Genomic DNA, 17,102 nt, shown 5'->3' with positions numbered 1-17,102 from the left:
GCGTTTTTCAGGGATAATGGCTTTTTGACGAATAATAAAAAACTCTGGTTGAAGGTCATTTTTCAGCTGTTTTCTCCTCATCAATACTGCGAAATCAAGAAATTTATGCTGCCGACTGCCTCATCTCGTTCCAAAAAACGCACATTTGTGTGGGTTATCATTGCCATCATCGTTGCGGCGATCCTGGTCTGGTTCTTTGCTTTCCATCAGGGCTCCTCTGATTCGGCCGGGAAAAAAGGCGCGGGGCGGGGCGGTATGCGCGCCATGCGCGGCCAGATGATGATGGGCATGGACACGCCGGTGCAGGCGGGAAAAGCCACCCAGGCGGATGTGCCGGTCTATTTACGTGCGCTGGGTACGGTGGTGGCGAACGCCACGGTGACGGTCACCAGCCGGGTCGATGGTCAGCTGATGAAGGTGTATTTCACCGAAGGGCAAAAAGTGGAGCAGGGGCAGTTGCTGGCGCAGATTGATCCGCGCAGCTATCAGGCGACCCTCGAGCAGTATCAGGGCTCGCTGGCGCAAAATCAGGCGCTGTCGAGAAGTGCCGAGCTGACGCTGGCGCGTTACCGCAAACTCTATGCGCAGGACTCGTTAGCCCGTCAGGATCTGGAAAGCCAGATTGCCACCGCCGGGCAGTACGCCGGGGCGATGAAAGCCGATCAGGCGCAAATTGACGCCGCCAAACTGAACCTCGAATTTGCCAAAATCACCGCGCCGGTCAGCGGCCACGTGGGCTTGCGTCTGGTCGATCCGGGCAACATGGTCACCAGCAGTTCCACCACCGGCATTGTGACGATCACCCAGACTCAGCCGATTGCCGTCACGTTCAGCGTGCCGCAGAGCAATCTGCAAACCCTGCTCAAAGCCTTACGCGGCGGCAATCAGTTGCCGACCACGGCCTTCAATCAGGACGGCAGCGAGGTGCTGGATCAGGGCAAACTGCAATTTATCAGTAACGAAATTGATTCCAGCACCGGCAGCATTAAGCTGAAAGCGCTGTTTAACAATGCGGATGAAAAACTGTATCCGAACCAGTTTGTGAACGCCCGCCTGCAGGTGTCCACGCTCAAAGACGCCACGGTGGTTCCTGCGGCGGCGGTGCAACTGAGCAGCGACGGCGATTTCGTTTACGTGATCAAAGCAGATAACACCATCGAACGGCGCGCTGTGAAATCCGGCCCGGACTTTGGTGACAATCAGGTCGCCATTTTATCCGGCGTGAAGCCGGGCGAGCAGGTGGTCACCACCGGGATTGACCGCCTGACCAACGGCGCGAAAGTGCAAATTGTGACCGCCAATACCGAAGACGCCGCCGCCGCCGGTTCGTCGAAAGCGCGTGAACAGGGCGCAGGCGTTGATAAAGCCACGACCGGTAAAGACAGCGGGCCGAAATGAATCCTTCACGCCTCTTTATCCAGCGGCCTGTCGCTACCATTCTGCTGATGGTCGCCGTGCTGTTGTCGGGCATTTTTGCCTACAACATGCTCTCGACCTCCGCGCTGCCGCAGGTTGATTACCCGACCATTCAGGTCACCACGCTCTATCCGGGCGCCAGCCCGGATGTGATGGCGTCCGGCATTACCGCGCCGCTGGAGCGTCAGCTCGGGCAGATGGCCGGCTTAAGCCAGATGTATTCCACCAGCGCCAGCGGCTCGTCGATCATCACGCTGAAATTCTCACTGGATCTGTCGCTCGACGTCGCCGAGCAGGAAGTGCAGGCCGCGATCAACGCCGCCGACAGCCTGCTGCCAAATGATTTACCGAATCCGCCAACCTATAAAAAGGTTAACCCGGCGGATGCCGCCGTGCTGACGCTGGCCGTGACCTCCGAATCACTGCCGCTGACCAAAGTGCAGGATCTGGTGAACACCCGCGTGGCGCTGAAATTGTCGCAAATCTCCGGCGTCGGCATGGTGACGCTGGCGGGCGGACATCAGCCTGCGATCCGCGTTCAGGTCGATCCGCGCAAGCTGGCCGCGCACAATCTGACGCTCGAAACCATTAACACGCTGATCGGCAACAGTAACGTCAACGGATCGAAAGGCGGTTTCGACGGCCCGCATCACTCGATCACCATTGATGCCAACGATCAGCTGCGTACGGCGGCGGAATACGCCAACCTGATTGTCACTTACGAAAACGGCGCAGCGCTGCGGTTACGTGATATCGCCACGCTGTCCGAAGCCCCGGAAAACCAGTACCTGTCGGCGTGGGCCAATAAAGAACCGGCGATCATTATCAGCGTTCAGCGCCAGCCGGGTGCCAATGTGATCCAGGTGGTGGATGCCATTAAGGCCCAGTTGCCGAAGTTGCAGGCCGCGCTGCCGGAATCAGTCAAAGTCAGTATTCTCTCAGACCGTACCCAGACCATTCGCGCCTCGATAAGTGACGTGCAGTTCGAGCTGCTGCTGTCGATCGCGCTGGTGGTGATGGTCACTTTCCTGTTCCTGCGCAACGTCGCGGCGACGCTGATCCCAAGCGTGGCGGTGCCGCTGTCGCTTATCGGCACGTTCGGCGTGATGTATTTGTGTGGTTTCAGTCTGAACAACCTTTCGCTGATGGCGCTGACCATCGCCACCGGCTTTGTTATTGATGACGCCATTGTGGTGGTGGAAAACATTTCGCGGCGGCTGGAAGAGGGGGAAACCCCGATGCAGGCGGCGCTGAAAGGCTCGAAGCAAATCGGTTTCACCATTATTTCCCTGACGTTCTCGCTGATCGCCGTGCTTATCCCGCTGCTGTTTATGGGCGACGTGGTCGGGCGTTTATTCCGCGAGTTTGCCATTACTCTGGCGGTGTCGATATTGGTGTCGATGGTCGTTTCGCTGACGCTCACCCCGATGCTGTGCGCCTATTTGCTGCGCCACACGCCGGAAGAAAAACAGAGCAAGTTCTACCGTAAAGGCGGTGAGTTCTTCGACAAAATGATCGCCGGTTATGACCGGATGCTGATCGTGGTGCTCAATCACCAGCGGATCACGTTACTGGTCGCCGCCGCCACGTTGGTGTTCACCGCGCTGCTGTATGTGATTGTGCCGAAAGGCTTCTTCCCGTCGCAGGACACCGGGATGATCCAGGGCATCACCCAGGCATCGCAGGATGTTTCCTTCAGTGAAATGGGGCGTCGTCAGCAACTGCTCGCTGCCGCCATTTTGAAAGATCCGGACGTGGAAAGCGTTGCATCCACCATTGGCGTGGACGGCAATAACACCAGCCTGAACAGTGGTCGTTTGCAGATCAGCCTGAAATCTTTTGACCAGCGCAGCGAACGTGCGCCAGCGATTATCGCGCGTCTGCGGCAGGAAACCGCCGGTGTGCCGGGCATCGATCTGTATCTGCAAGCCTCGCAGGATCTGACGGTTGACGATCAGGTGACGCCGAGCCAGTACCAGTTCACGCTGGATGATTCCGACAGCGAAAATCTGGTGGAATGGACGCCGAAACTGCTGGAAAAACTCAGTCAGCAACCGGAGTTCAGCGACGCGGTCAGCAACCTGCAAAATCAGGGGCAGATCGCCTACGTCGAGCTGGATCGCGATGCCGCCGCCCGTTACGGTATCACCGCGTCGGACGTCGATACCGCGTTGTACAACGCGTTCGGCCAGCGTCTGGTGTCTACCATCTTTACCCAGGCGAACCAGTACCGCGTGGTGCTTGAAGTGGCGCCGCAGTTCCAGCAGTCTCCGGCCTCGTTTGATGACATCTATCTGGCGAGCAACGTCAGCACCTCGGCGGGAAGCACGGCGACCACCAACAGCAACGCCGCGTCCTCAACGACCACGGCGTCCGGCAGTTCAACCACCTCCACCAGCACCAGCAGTTCAACCAACGGCATGGTCAAACTGACGTCGATCGCCAAAATCCACATGCGCACCGGCGCGCTGTTGCAGGCACGCCTGAATCAGTTCCCGGCGGTGACCGTGTCGTTTAACCTCAATGACGGCTATTCGCTGGAGCAGGCGCAACAGGCAATCAAAACCACCGTGGCGGATATCGCCATGCCAGACAGTATTACGTTGCGCTATCAGGGGGCGGCAGCCTCGTTTGAAAGCGCCACCGGCAATACGCTGTGGCTGATCCTCGCCGCGCTGATGACCATGTACGTGGTGCTCGGCATTCTGTATGAGAGTTTTATTCATCCGGTGACCATTCTCTCCACGCTGCCTTCAGCGGCGGTGGGCGCGCTGCTGTCACTGATCTTTGCCGGGACGGAGTTCAGCCTGATCGCACTGATCGGGGTGATCCTGTTGATCGGCATCGTGAAAAAGAACGCCATTATGATGATCGACTTTGCGCTGGAGGCGGAGAACAAGCAGGGATTATCGCCGCGTGAGGCGATCCACCAGGCCTGTTTACTGCGTTTTAGACCGATCATGATGACCACCATGGCGGCGCTGCTCGGTGCATTGCCGCTGATGCTGGCGAGCGGATCCGGCGCTGAACTGCGCCAGCCGCTGGGGCTGGTGATCGTCGGGGGGCTGATCTTCAGCCAGATCCTGACGCTGTTCTCCACGCCGGTGATTTATCTGATGTTCGATAATCTGTCGCACCGCTTTAATCCGCGCCACCGTCGGGCTGCGCAGCGGACGGAGCACTGATGAACATCTCGCGTTTCTTCATTTTGCGTCCGGTGGCGACCCTGCTTCTGACGCTGGCTGTCCTGCTGCTCGGTTTGCTCGGTTACCGTTTGCTGCCGGTCGCACCGCTGCCGCAGGTGGATTTCCCGACCATTCTGGTCAGCGCCAGCCTGCCGGGGGCCAGCCCTGAAACCATGGCGGCAACCGTCGCCACGCCGCTGGAAAGGGCGCTCGGGCAAATCGCCGGGGTGAGCGAAATGACCTCGCGCAGCTCGCAAAGCTCCACCAGCGTCATCCTGCAATTCGATTTAGATCGCGACATCAACGGCGCGGCGCGCGACGTGCAGGCAGCGATCAACGCGTCCCGTGCGCTGCTGCCAAGCAGCATGCCGTCGCTGCCGACCTACCGTAAAGCTAACCCGTCGGATGCGCCGATCATCATGCTGGCGCTGACGTCTGCTACCCGCAGCAAAGGCGAACTCTATGACATCGCTTCCAGCCAGCTGCAACAGAAAATCGCGCAGGTGAACGGCGTCGGGCAGGTTTCTCTGGTCGGCTCCGCATTGCCGGGCGTGCGCATTGATTTACGCCCGGAAGCCGTCACCTCCTACGGCATTTCTCTCGACACCATCCGTTCGGCGATCGCCAACAGCACCAGTAACCTGCCCAAGGGCTTACTGCAAGGCTCGAACCAGTCGTGGATGATTGAAGGCAACGGCCAGCAAAGCACCGCGGCGCAGTATAAAACGCTGATCATCACCTACATCAACGGGGCGGCGATCCGTCTCAGCGACGTGGCCAACGTTTACGATTCGGTGGAAGACAAATACAACGTCGGCTATTACAACAGCACGCCGTCGGTGATGATTGGTGTGACCCGTCAGGCTGGCGCCAACATGCTGGAAACCATCGAGGCGATTAAAGCGGCACTGCCGCTGATGAAAGAAAGTCTGCCGGGCGATGTGCAGCTCAACCTGGCGCTCGACCGCTCGCCGAACGTGTCGGCCTCTTTGCGTGATACTGAAATGACCCTGCTGGAAGCCACGCTGCTGGTGATCGCGGTGGTGTTTGTGTTCCTGCGTAACTGGCGCGCGGTGTTGATCCCCGCGCTGGCGCTGCCGGTTTCGTTGATCGGCACCTGCGCGGTGATGTATTTGCTCGGCTACAGCCTGGATAACCTCTCGCTGATGGCGCTGATTATCGCCACCGGTTTTGTGGTCGATGACGCCATCGTGGTACTCGAAAACATCACGCGGCACATCGAAGAAGGCATGGGGCCGGTGCGTGCGGCGATCAAAGGCGCGCAGGAAGTCAGTTTCACCGTGCTGTCGATGACGCTGTCGCTTATCGCCGTCTTTATTCCGATCCTGCTGATGGGCAGCATCGTCGGGCGTCTGTTCCGCGAATTCGCGGTGACGCTCAGCGTGTCGCTGATTATCTCCATGCTGGTGTCGCTCAGCCTGACGCCTATGCTGTGCGCACGTTTCCTGAAACGTAAACCGCCGGTGGAAAAACGTCAGCCACGTATTTACCGCATGATCGAACGCGGGCTGAATAACTTGCTGGCTGCCTATTCGGCAGCGCTCGGCTGGATAATGCGCCATCAGCTGATCACGCTGGTCGGGCTGTTCCTGACCGTGCTGCTCAACTTTTATCTCTACACCGTGGTGGAAAAGGGCTTCTTCCCGGATCAGGACACCGGCATGCTGATGGGGATGCTGCGTGCGGATCAGAACACGTCGTTCCAGTCGATCCAGCCGCAGGTGCTGAAATACAGCAAGATCATTCAGGACGATCCGGCGGTCGAGGCGGTGATGAGCTCGGCGGGCAGCGGCGGATTTGGATCGCGCAATACCGCGACTTTCTTCGTGCGCCTGAAGGATTTCGACAAACGCACCGCCAACGCCAATCAGGTCGCCAACCGTCTGATGATGGCGACGGCCAAAGTGCCGGGCTCGCAGCTGTTCCTGATGGCTGCACAGGATTTGCATATCGGCGGGCGCAGCGCGAATGCCCAATATCAGTACAGCTTACAGGCGGACGATCTTTCCCTGTTGCGCGAGTGGGCGCCGAAAGTGAAAGCCGCGCTGGCCGCTTTACCGGAGCTGACCGGCGTGGATTCCGATTCGCAGACCGGCGGGCAGGAAGTGATGCTTAACATCGATCGCGATCGCGCCACGCAGCTCGGCGTGAACGTTAAAATGATCGACACGCTGCTCAATAATGCCTTCAGCCAGCGGCAGATCGCGACGATCTACAAAACGCTGAACCAGTATCACGTGGTGATGAATCTGACCTCGGATTACACCGGCAATCCCGATGTGCTTAATCAGCTGTATGTGGTGACCGATGCCGGTAAGCAGATCCCGCTTTCGGCGTTTACCTCTTTCAGCGGTGCCAACGCGCCGCTGTCGGTGGCGCATCAGGGGCAAACGGCGACCACCACCATCGCCTTCAATCTGGCCGATGGTTACGCGCTGGAACAGGCACAGGCCGCGCTGAAAACCGCGATGGCGAAAATCGGTTTACCGGACACCATTCAGGGCAGTTATGCCGGTACCGCGCAGGCATTTGAAGCCCTGAGTAAATCGATGCCGTGGCTGATCCTCGCCGCGCTGGCCGCCGTGTATATCGTGCTCGGCGTGCTGTATGAAAGCTATATTCACCCGCTGACCATTCTCTCCACGCTGCCGTCTGCCGGGCTGGGGGCGCTGCTGCTGATGCTGATGACCGGCACGCAACTGACGGTGATCGCCCTGATCGGGATCCTGCTGTTGATCGGCATTGTGAAGAAGAATGCGATCATGATGATCGACTTTGCCCTCGACGCCGAACGACGGCTCGGCCTCACGCCGCAGCAGGCGATCACTCAGGCCTGTCTGATGCGTTTTCGCCCGATCCTGATGACCACGCTGGCCGCGTTCTTCGGGGCGCTGCCACTGGCGCTCGGCAGCGGCGGTGATGCCGATCTGCGCAGCCCGCTGGGGCTGGCGATCGCGGGCGGGCTGGCACTGAGCCAGATCCTGACGTTATTCACCACGCCGGTGGTCTATCTGTATATGGATCGCGCCAGTCGCGCCACGCACCGTTTATGGGCCCGCCTGCGCCCGCACACAACGCCGCCGGAGGCCCGTTCACATGACTGAACATCACTCCCTTAACGTTAAAACGAATAACCCTGAAGCGAATCTGATGACTCTGCAAAAACCACGTTCTATGGCGTTCCGTCTTGTTCCACTGGCGCTGGCGATACTTGTCAGCGCCTGTACCGTCGGGCCGGATTACCAGCGGCCAGACGTTGCGATGCCCACGGCGTTTAAAGAAGCCAAAGGCTGGACGGCGGCGATCCCGAAAGATAACCAGAGCAAAGGCGACTGGTGGACGGTCTATCAGGATCCTGAGCTGTCGTCATTACTGAGTCAGGTGCAGATTTCCAACCAGAACGTGGCGCAGTACGCTGCGCAGTACCGTCAGGCGCAGGCGTTAGTCACCCAGGCGCGTTCAGATCTCTATCCGTCGGTAGACGCCAGCGCAGGCAGCACGCGCAGCGGGACCTCTTCGTCCGTCACCAAAAAACAGTCGGCAGAACTGAGTGCCAGCTGGGAACTGGATTTGTGGGGCAAGCTGCGCCGCTCAGCGGAAGAACAGGATGCCAGCGCGCAGGCCAGCAAGGCCGATCTGGCCGATGCCACGCTCAGCGCGCAGTCCGAACTGGCGCAGGATTACTTCCAGCTGCGCGTGATGGATCAGCAAATCGCGCTGTACCAGCGCAGCATCGACGCCTATCAGCGTTACCTGACGGTGATTGAGAATCAATATGCCGGTGGCAACACCTCACGGGCCACGCTGGCACAGGCGCAAACGCAGCTGGAAAGTACCAAAGCCTCGGCGCTCGACCTGCAATGGCAACGTGCCCAGCTGGAACACGCCATCGCCGTGCTGATCGGAAAACCGCCTGCGCAGTTCAGCCTCGCCGCGCGCGACGTCAAACTGACGCTGCCGCAGGTGCCTGATGCGCTGCCTTCGCAACTGTTGCAACGCCGCCCGGATATTGCCGCCGCCGAGCGCACCATGGCCTCGTCCAATGCCGCGGTCGGTGTCGCCACCGCCGCGTATTACCCGGATCTGACGTTAAGCGCCAGCGGCGGGTTTGCCAGCTCCGCGTTCCACAACCTGTTCTCCCTGCCAAACCGCGTCTGGTCTTTGGGCCCTGAACTGAGCCAGACCGTGCTGGATTTCGGTTCCACCCGTGGCAAAGTTGCCCAGGCCGAAGCCGCGTATGACGCCGACGTGGCCGGTTATCGCCAGAGTGTGTTAACCGCGATGCAGGAAGTGGAAGATTATCTGGTGGAACTGCATACGCTGGATAACGAACTGATTGCCCGCCAGAACGCCGCCGATTCCGCCAAAGAATCCGCCCGCGTCACCTACAACCAGTATGAAGCCGGGATGATCGATTATCTCGACGTCGCCAGCACCGAAAACACCAGCCTGACTCAGCAGCAAAGCGTTTTATCACTGGTCAGCACGCAGATGGTCACCAGCGTGAAGCTGATCGCCGCCCTGGGCGGTGGATGGAACGGGGATGTGGGGAAATAGGAGCGTTTGAATGATCTCTGCATCACAGGCTGATTTATCAGGTTTCTGAGCAGAGACGTTCTCTTATTAAAGACCCGGAAAACGGTGATGTGGGCATGACAATGAATAAGCGTAACCTGTGTGGATGAAAAACAGATAGACGAATGCGCTAAAAAGCTCCTTCCTTCAGAAGGAAGGAGCTTTTCCAGTTACTTCCCAGCTTTTCGCGCCTTAGCCACATCACCGGCGGTCACTTCGCGGGCCTGATTTCCCCAGCTGGCGCGCAGGGTGTTGGTTAACTCTGCGGTCTGCTGGTCGGTCAGCGTCCAGCCGTAGCCTGGCATGGTGTTGGACATGTGCGCGGCGGTAACCGGCGTCTGGCCGCCGTTCAAAATCACACGCAGCAGGGTTTGCGGATTATCAGCGTTTACCGTCAGATTGCCCGCCAGCGCCGGAATAGCAGAGGCATTCCCGTCGCCCTTCACGCCGTGACAGGTCGAGCAATAACGCATAAACGTCTGCTGCCCGCCGGAAGTGACTGCCGCCAGTTTCCCCGGTTTCTCCTGCGCATCTGACTTCAGGCTCAGCAAATACACCGCCATGCTGTTGAGATCTTCCTCCGTCATAAACTGTGTGCTGTTGGTGATCACCTCGCCCATCGGCCCGCTGACGGCGTCATGCGCGTTGCGACCGGTTTTCAGCAAGGTCACCAGCTCCGGCTGGCTGATCTTCAGGCCGCGCAATGAAGGGGCGGACCAGCCATCCAGTTCGCCGCCGCTGAGAAACGCGGTGCTCTGCTGATCGACGGCTTTTTCCTGCTGCGCCCAGCCGCGCGGCGTGTGACAGGCTCCGCAGTGTCCGGCGCCCTGTACCAGATACGCGCCCCGGTTCCATTGCGCGCTCTGATCGGCCTGAGGTTTATATTCGCCTTCCTCCAGAAAAATGCTGTTCCATACGTGTAGCGGCCAGCGGATCGACATCGGCCAGCTGATGTCGTTATCGCGATTGGCAACCGCCTGCGGCTTCACCTCTTTCATCAGGTAGTCATACAGCGCGCGCATATCCTTGTCGCTCATTTTGACGTAAGAGGTGTACGGCATTGCCGGGTACAGCGGGTGACCGTCATTGGCAATCCCCTCGCGCATCGCTTTGTCGAACGCTTCAAAGCTGTAGCCGCCGATGCCATTTTTCACATCCGGGGTGATATTGGTTGAGTAAATCTCTCCCAGCGGCGTCGCGAAACGCACGCCACCGGCGAGATCTGCGCCCTGTGACGAGGTGTGGCAGGCCGCGCAATCGGCTGATTTAGCAACATATTCTCCCTCGGACATCGCCATGGCAGAGCCCGCCGTTGCCATCAGCGTGGCGAAAATCATCAGCTGTTTCATGCATTCACCTTTTTCATCGCCGTCAGTTCGTTCACTGCGCGCCACGCCTGGTCCACCGCCGAGTTGGCGTACGGGCTCCAGTCGGAATCTGAGTTGGCAATGGTGATACGCCCGACCGGCTGACGGGCGAGCTGGATGGTTTTCTGCGACTGTTCTTCGTCATCGAACATTCCGCTGAGGAAGTAGGAATAGCCGTGCGACCAGCGGTTAACGGTGATCGCCATGATGTCGCGCTGATGGTCAAAACCGGCTTCACCCAACATGCCCTGTAACTGATCGCGGATCATTTTTTCGTGCGCGTCGAAGGAGGTGCCGAGTAACAACGCACGACCTTTGCGTGACTGCTCGCGCGGGCTGAGGCCGCTGCCGGGCAGAGTGGGCACATACACCATGTGCAGGCCAATGGGCTGATTCGGATCGCGCGGATGCTGATATCCGCCCATGTCCACCGGGTAATCGAGCTTCACGCGGCTGTATGGCGCGCCGGGGGAGTAAATTTCGTGGACGCCCAGTTTGATAAACGGCTGCCAGTTGCGGATCACCACTTTGGTGTACACCAGCGGCGCTTTAACATTCTCTTTCAGCGCGGCTTTTTGCGCGTCGGCAATTTCCGGGACCAGATACGGGATCATCATATTGTACCCGGCCATCACCGCCTGACCGGCACGGACGCGGTGCAGCTGCGAGCCGGTCATGTAGGTCACGTCCACCGCCGGTTTGCCTTCATGCTCAACGTTGGCGACGTGCATACCGGTGCTGTTCAGACGCAGGCGCACCGGTTGCCCGTCGCGATCCAGCTGGCTGTAATCGAATTTCGCCAGCACGATATCTTCCATGGTATTGCCCGGCGCGACCTGTGGGATCAGATGACGGACCATCAGGCGCGCTAACCCGGCGTTACCGTCCGGGAAATGGAAAATGTACGGCTGATCGAGATCTTCCAGCGATTCGGCATCCAGCGGCGGCAATCCCATATTTTCCAGCCCCGGCAGGGCGCAGATGCGGGCATCACTGCACGAGGTGGCATCAATGCCCACCGCCTGAAAATCATTGGTGCGCTGTTGAAAATAGCGGATCGCCATTTCGCTCAGCCCGACTTTCTCGTGCAGGAACTGCGTGTAGCTGTGGCCGTCCACCCACGCGACTTTCTCTTCCTGACTCATCCCCTGCAGATAATCTTTGGGGTCGGTATGCAGGGCGATCAGGGCCGCACGGTCGGATTCGGGCAGCGGAAAATCGCTGATGAAATCGCGGATATCGCGCCCGTTGAGGCGATCTGGCGGAATGTCATCGGCCACCGCCCGGCCAGGGTCACCGCTGACAATTTTGTCGACGCCGAAGTTTTTACGGTCAAAGTACACGCCACGGCTGAGATGCAGATCCGGGTAAAACGTGGTGTCGAAGTCTTTCGCCATGGTTTCAATATCGACATTGAGCGTTTTCAGCAGACCCATCGCCACCGGGCTGAAATTGGTGCGTGGCGACTGGAAGGATTCACTGCCGCCATAGCCGAGCAGGGTTTTGTCTTCAACATGGAATTCATTACGCTTGGCGTGCCCGCCAAAATCATCATGGTTATCCAGCAACAAAATACGCTGCTGCTTTCCGTGTTTTTCCTGCCAGAAACAGGCGGCCGCCAGACCGCTGATCCCGGCACCGACGACGACCAGATCGAATTCATCTTCCACCGGTAAACTGGACGGATCGACCTTTTTGCCTTCGCGCCCAAGAATGTGCGCCGCCTCGTAAGAACCCTGATGATTTCCGCGTAACCCGGTCAGGGAAGGCGGGTAATACAACGTCTGAGCCGCCGTTTGCGGCGACGCCTTCAGCGCCTCAAACGGAGTCATTCCGGCAGTGACTGTGATCGCCACACCGTTTAAAAAATCACGACGAGTGATACCCATATTGTTTCCTTAAAATGTACTTCATCAACCCGCACGGAAGCCGCGCGGCAAAGGTCATGCGCTTAAAAATGTCTCAATGTTTTAACAATTTTAACATAAAGAGCGACTTACGAAGAGTGACGGCGGGCGCAAAATAATCAGGATGAGATTTTGACGAGCACAAAGGCAGACGGGGGACTCATAAGAGCAGCTCCGGCGAGCCTTCTTAAATAACAAACAGATTTACAACCGTTGTCCTCTCCCCGTAAAACTGTGATCCCTTTCATAAAGCTGGCCTCTATGTCTATACAACTATACATTCTATGACTTAACTCAATGAAAGCGCATTTTTTCGCCAGTGAACAGAGGGGATACAGATGATGAAACTTGGCAGCAAGATCCACGATCTGGGTAAAGCCCTGATGACGCCTATCTCGGTGATCGCCGCCGCCGGGATTTTTCTCGGGCTGGCCGCGGCGTTGCAGAACCCGTCGGTGACCGGTGAAACTTTCACCCAGATGAAAACATTGCAGCTGGTGATCGGGTTTATCCGGCAGGTATCGGGGGCGCTGTTTGCAAACCTGCCGCTGTTCTTTGCCGTCGCAACCGCGATGGGACTGGCCAATGCAGAGAAGGCCACGGCGGCCTTTTCCGCAGTGATCGGCTTTGTCGGGTTGCACGTGGGGGTTAATTACAGTCTGCTGGCGCAAAATATCACACCGGAAACTATCAGCATCGCGAAGCTGACCGCCAGAGGAATGACAGAAACCGATGCAATGATCTACGCTGCCGAATTCACCAACACGCTGGGGATTTTTACTTACAACATGAGCGTGCTGGGCGGGGTGCTGGTCGGCTTAATCACCATGTGGCTGCATAACCGCTTTTATACCATCGTGTTGCCGACGGCGATCGCCTTCTTCGGCGGACGACGTTTTGTGCCGATCGTCACTATTCTGGTGCTGCCGATCGTCGGTGTGCTGATGTCGCTTATCTGGCCGACGATAGCGCAAGGGATCCAGTGGGTTGGGGAGCTCATCGGGCGTACCGGCGAAGCCGGCACCTTTATCTATGCCACCTCTGAACGCTTGCTGATCCCGACCGGCCTCCATCACATCATCAACGAAACCGTGCGCTTTACGCCGATCGGCGGGGTGACCACGGTGGATAATCAAAGCATCGTCGGTGCGCTGAATATCTTCAACGCCGCGCTGGCAAATCCGGGGATGATTTCTGACGCGGTCACGCAGCAGGCGACGCGGTTCCTGGCGCAGGGCAAAATTCCGGTGATGATGTTCGGGTTACCGGCAGCAGCGCTGGCGATGTATCACTGCGCCCGCCCGGAACATAAAGGCCGGGTGAAAGCGCTGATGCTGGCAGGCGGACTGGCGTCGTTTACCACCGGCATCACCGAACCGCTGGAATTCTGTTTTATTTTCGTCTCGCCGGTGCTGTATGTCCTGCACGCGGTGCTGACCGGCCTGTCATTCGTGCTGATGCAAATGCTGCATGTGATGATTGGTAACGTACAGGGCGGGGCGATCGATTTTCTGATCTTCGGCGTGCTCGGCGGCAGCCGGACCCACTGGTGGTATCCGCTGATCCTCGGGATGATCTATGCGCCGCTTTATTACTTCAGCTTCCGTTGGGTCATCTTACGGATGCAGGTGAAAACGCCGGGGCGTGAAGATGAAAACGACGCGGAGGAACGGGCGAAACCGGCTCAGGGCACAGGTGAAAAAACCAAAAACATTATTATCGGGCTGGGCGGTGAAGGGAATATTACCGCGGTCGATTGCTGTTTCACCCGTTTGCGGGTGAAAGTGAAGGATATGTCGCAGGTACAGGATGGCACATTGATGAAAACCGGTGCGGCAGGGGTGAAGCGGATCACCGATACCGACATACATGTGATTTACGGGCCGCAGGTCGAACAGGTCGCGAATCTGGTGAAAGCCGAGCTGTCCGGCATCGCTTAAATTTTGACTTTGGCATGGACGCTGAAGCTGTAGTTTTTCTGGTTGTAGTACACGTCGGAGACTTCAAACAGTGAGCCGTCGGTGAAGGACACCACGGCGTGCGAGTGCAGGACGGGCTGATCACGTGACAGGTTCAGCGCGAGGCGGATCTCGTTGGAGGGCAATTCGGCGGAAATATGCTTGGTGCTGCCTGAAGGCTGAAAGCCTTTCGAGCGGATATAGGCATATTTCGACGAGGTCATGGCGGCACGGGTGATGTCCGGGAAGCGGTCGCACAGCATCCAGCACTGCTCATACACAAAGGGTTCGTCCCCCAGCAGGCGCAGACGGATCATGAAATACACGTCGGTGCCTGAAGGCACGTTCAGCTCGCGGGCCACCTCTTCGCTTGCGGGAATGCGGCGAAATTCCAGCACCTGATTTTCAATCTGTTGGTTATTTTCCTGCGCCACTTCGCTGGCGGTGAGATGCCGGTCGAGGGGCAGAATGATTTTCTGCTGTTGTGGCGGCTCGACCACAAAGGTGCCGCGCCCGCGAAAACGCGCCACTCTTCCCTGACGCACCAGATAATCCACCGCTTTACGCGCCGTCATTCGCGACACGCCGTAGATCTCACACAGCGCGGCTTCCGTCGGGATCGGGTCACCAGGTTTGATATCGCCTGCGCTGATTTTTTCGGTCAGTTGCTGCTCAATTTGCAAATAAAGCGGCGTGAACGAATTCTTATCAATTTTCATCAAACCCCCGGACACGTAAGAAAAGTTGGTAATAATAATTGTATAGCGGGGTATACATTTGAACAAACCGCGTTGCTGGTTTTGTGCGCTAAACGGGGTTATGAAAGCAAAAAAAGGTTGCTGTTATCAGCAACCTTTATGCGTTCAGATACCTTGAGACGTCAGGCGTGACGGATCAATTATTCAGGTAACAGGGCGCTGGACGTGAATCCGCACGGACCGTTTTCCTGTTTTTTAAACCGCCAGCAGTGCTGATGATATTTCGCGACCGTATTGCGGTGCGCGACGCTGACCACCGAGGTTTCCGGCAGTTCGCTCAGCAGCAAGGCGTAAACCTGATGTTCGGTTTCTTCATCCATCGCGCTGGTGGCTTCATCAAGGAACAGCGTATCCGGTTTGATCAGCAGGGCGCGGGTAAACGAAAGACGCTGTTGCTCACCCGGCGACAGGCGCTGGCTCCAGTTAGCATAATCATCAAGATGATCGACCGTGGCCAGATGCGGCAGGCGGCACTGCGTGAGGACCTGTTGCAGACGCTCATCCGAATATTCGCGGCTGGCATCCGGATAACTCAGCGCATCCCTCAGCGTCCCAATCGGAATATAACTGCGCTGCGGCAGGAACAGATAACGCTTGCCCTGCGCCAGCGCAATATTGCCGGAACCGTAAGGCCAGATACCGGCGATGGCGCGAAGCAGTGTCGATTTACCGCAGCCGGACGGCCCGGCAATCAGCACGCGTTCACCGGGTTGCATTGCGGCAGAAACGTTGCAGAACAGCGGATTGCCATCCGGCAGATTCAGCGTCAGATTGTCGAGTTGCAGCGCATGTTGCGTGCTTTCACCGACCTTGATCCCGCGCGGCTGGGCATTCACCTGATCAATCGCTGCGTTGAAACCGGCAAGACGGTTTACCGTGGCTTTCCAGCTCGCCAGGTTGTCAAAGGCGTTGATGAACCAGGATAAGGCGTCCTGAACCTGGCCGAACGCGGAGGCAATCTGCATCAGCGCACCCATCTGGATCGCACCGGAGAAATAGCGCGGCGATGCCACCAGAATCGGGAAGATGTTGGCAAACTGGGCATAGAAATTGGAGGCAATGTTCAGGCGACGGGTTACGCGCATGATCGACCACCAGTTGGTTTTGATCGAATCAAATTTGCCGGTGAGCTGATCGTGTTCATTTTTTTCGCCGTGATACAGCGCGATAGCGTCACTGTTTTCGCGAATACGGATCAGCCCGAAACGGAAGTTTGCCTCAAACCATTCCTGATTAAAGCCTAAACGCACCAGAGGTTTACCCACATACCAGATGAGGGCGGAACCGACGGCTGCATACAAAATCGCAAACCAGACCATGTAGCCAGGAATGGTGAATTCATGCGAGGCGATGGCAAAGTGGAGCGTGCCACTGATGGACCAAAGAATAAAGACGAAAGAGAACAACGTCACAACGCTCGACAACAACCCGAGGACCAGAGAAAGGGTGCCGCTGGTCAGGGCATTCAGATCATCTGAAATACGCTGATCGGGGTTATCCACCTGATGCTGGTACTCCGTGTAATAATAGGCGTGATTGGCCAGCCACTTATCCATATACTCTTCGGTCATCCAGCGCCGCCAGTTCATTTGCAGGCCTTGCGTCAGATAGATCCGGTAGACCGCAATGACGATACTGAGTAACGCAAGCCAGGTGAATTTAAACAGCTGGGCTTTGAAAACCGGATAGTTTCTGTTTTGCAGGGCGTCATAAAACACGCGGTTCCATTCGTTGAACTGAACGCTGATGTAAACGCCTGCAAGTGAAAGAATGATGATAGTGGTTAACATGCCCCAGGCACGCCACTTTTCTTCTGAGCGCCAGTACGGCTTAATCAACTGCCAGACGGCGCCCCATTGCGCCGATTTCCCAGGTTTTTTAGTCATAATTGCCATGTATGTTCGATATGTTGTGA

General features: G+C 57.5%; 9 protein-coding genes. 5 read left to right on the top strand and 4 right to left on the bottom strand.

Going from position 1 to position 17,102, the window contains the following annotated elements:
• Positions 1-105 precede the first annotated feature (105 nt).
• From J1779_RS11725 to J1779_RS11710, 4 genes are all read left to right on the top strand, one after another.
• The gene (locus tag J1779_RS11725; protein WP_136377505.1) at positions 106-1,398 is read left to right on the top strand and encodes an MdtA/MuxA family multidrug efflux RND transporter periplasmic adaptor subunit; all 1,293 of its coding nucleotides are present in this window, start codon (positions 106-108) and stop codon (positions 1,396-1,398) included.
• Positions 1,395-4,601, top strand: a complete 3,207-nt coding sequence (locus J1779_RS11720) for an efflux RND transporter permease subunit (protein ID WP_217203842.1) — start codon at positions 1,395-1,397, stop codon at positions 4,599-4,601. Before J1779_RS11725 ends, J1779_RS11720 begins: the two co-directional genes overlap by 4 nt.
• A complete protein-coding gene (locus J1779_RS11715; RefSeq protein WP_056781883.1) occupies positions 4,601-7,726 on the top strand; it encodes an efflux RND transporter permease subunit in 3,126 nt (1,041 codons plus the stop codon). The genes J1779_RS11720 and J1779_RS11715 overlap by 1 nt, the downstream gene beginning before the upstream one ends.
• Before the next feature lie 70 nt (positions 7,727-7,796).
• On the top strand, positions 7,797-9,179 hold the full coding sequence (locus tag J1779_RS11710; protein WP_217203870.1) for an efflux transporter outer membrane subunit: 1,383 nt from the start codon (positions 7,797-7,799) through the stop codon (positions 9,177-9,179).
• A 188-nt stretch (positions 9,180-9,367) separates the two neighbouring features.
• Here J1779_RS11710 and J1779_RS11705 read toward each other — a convergent pair whose 3' ends face one another.
• On the bottom strand, positions 9,368-10,546 hold the full coding sequence (locus tag J1779_RS11705) for a cytochrome c (protein ID WP_217203841.1): 1,179 nt from the start codon (positions 10,544-10,546) through the stop codon (positions 9,368-9,370).
• On the bottom strand, positions 10,543-12,453 hold the full coding sequence (locus J1779_RS11700; RefSeq protein ID WP_217203840.1) for an NAD(P)-binding protein: 1,911 nt from the start codon (positions 12,451-12,453) through the stop codon (positions 10,543-10,545). Before J1779_RS11700 ends, J1779_RS11705 begins: the two co-directional genes overlap by 4 nt.
• A 356-nt stretch (positions 12,454-12,809) precedes the next feature.
• Between J1779_RS11700 and J1779_RS11695 the strand changes: the two genes are divergently transcribed.
• Positions 12,810-14,411 carry a PTS transporter subunit EIIC gene (locus J1779_RS11695; RefSeq protein WP_217203839.1) on the top strand — a complete coding sequence of 534 codons (1,602 nt, stop codon included), beginning with the start codon at positions 12,810-12,812 and terminating at the stop codon, positions 14,409-14,411.
• Here J1779_RS11695 and J1779_RS11690 read toward each other — a convergent pair.
• Complete coding sequence (locus tag J1779_RS11690; protein WP_056781868.1) at positions 14,408-15,148, bottom strand: GntR family transcriptional regulator; 741 nt, start codon at positions 15,146-15,148, stop codon at positions 14,408-14,410. The genes J1779_RS11695 and J1779_RS11690 overlap by 4 nt on opposite strands.
• 179 nt (positions 15,149-15,327) lie before the next feature.
• Entirely contained in the window at positions 15,328-17,082 is a 1,755-nt protein-coding gene (locus J1779_RS11685) for an ABC transporter ATP-binding protein/permease (RefSeq protein WP_217203838.1), read from the bottom strand.
• Positions 17,083-17,102: the final 20 nt, after the last annotated feature.

The organism is Rahnella rivi (assembly GCF_019049655.1).
Lineage (GTDB): Bacteria > Pseudomonadota > Gammaproteobacteria > Enterobacterales > Enterobacteriaceae > Rahnella > Rahnella rivi.
Note: the sequence above shows the minus strand (reverse complement) of the source record. Positions and strands in the feature narration are given on the sequence as shown.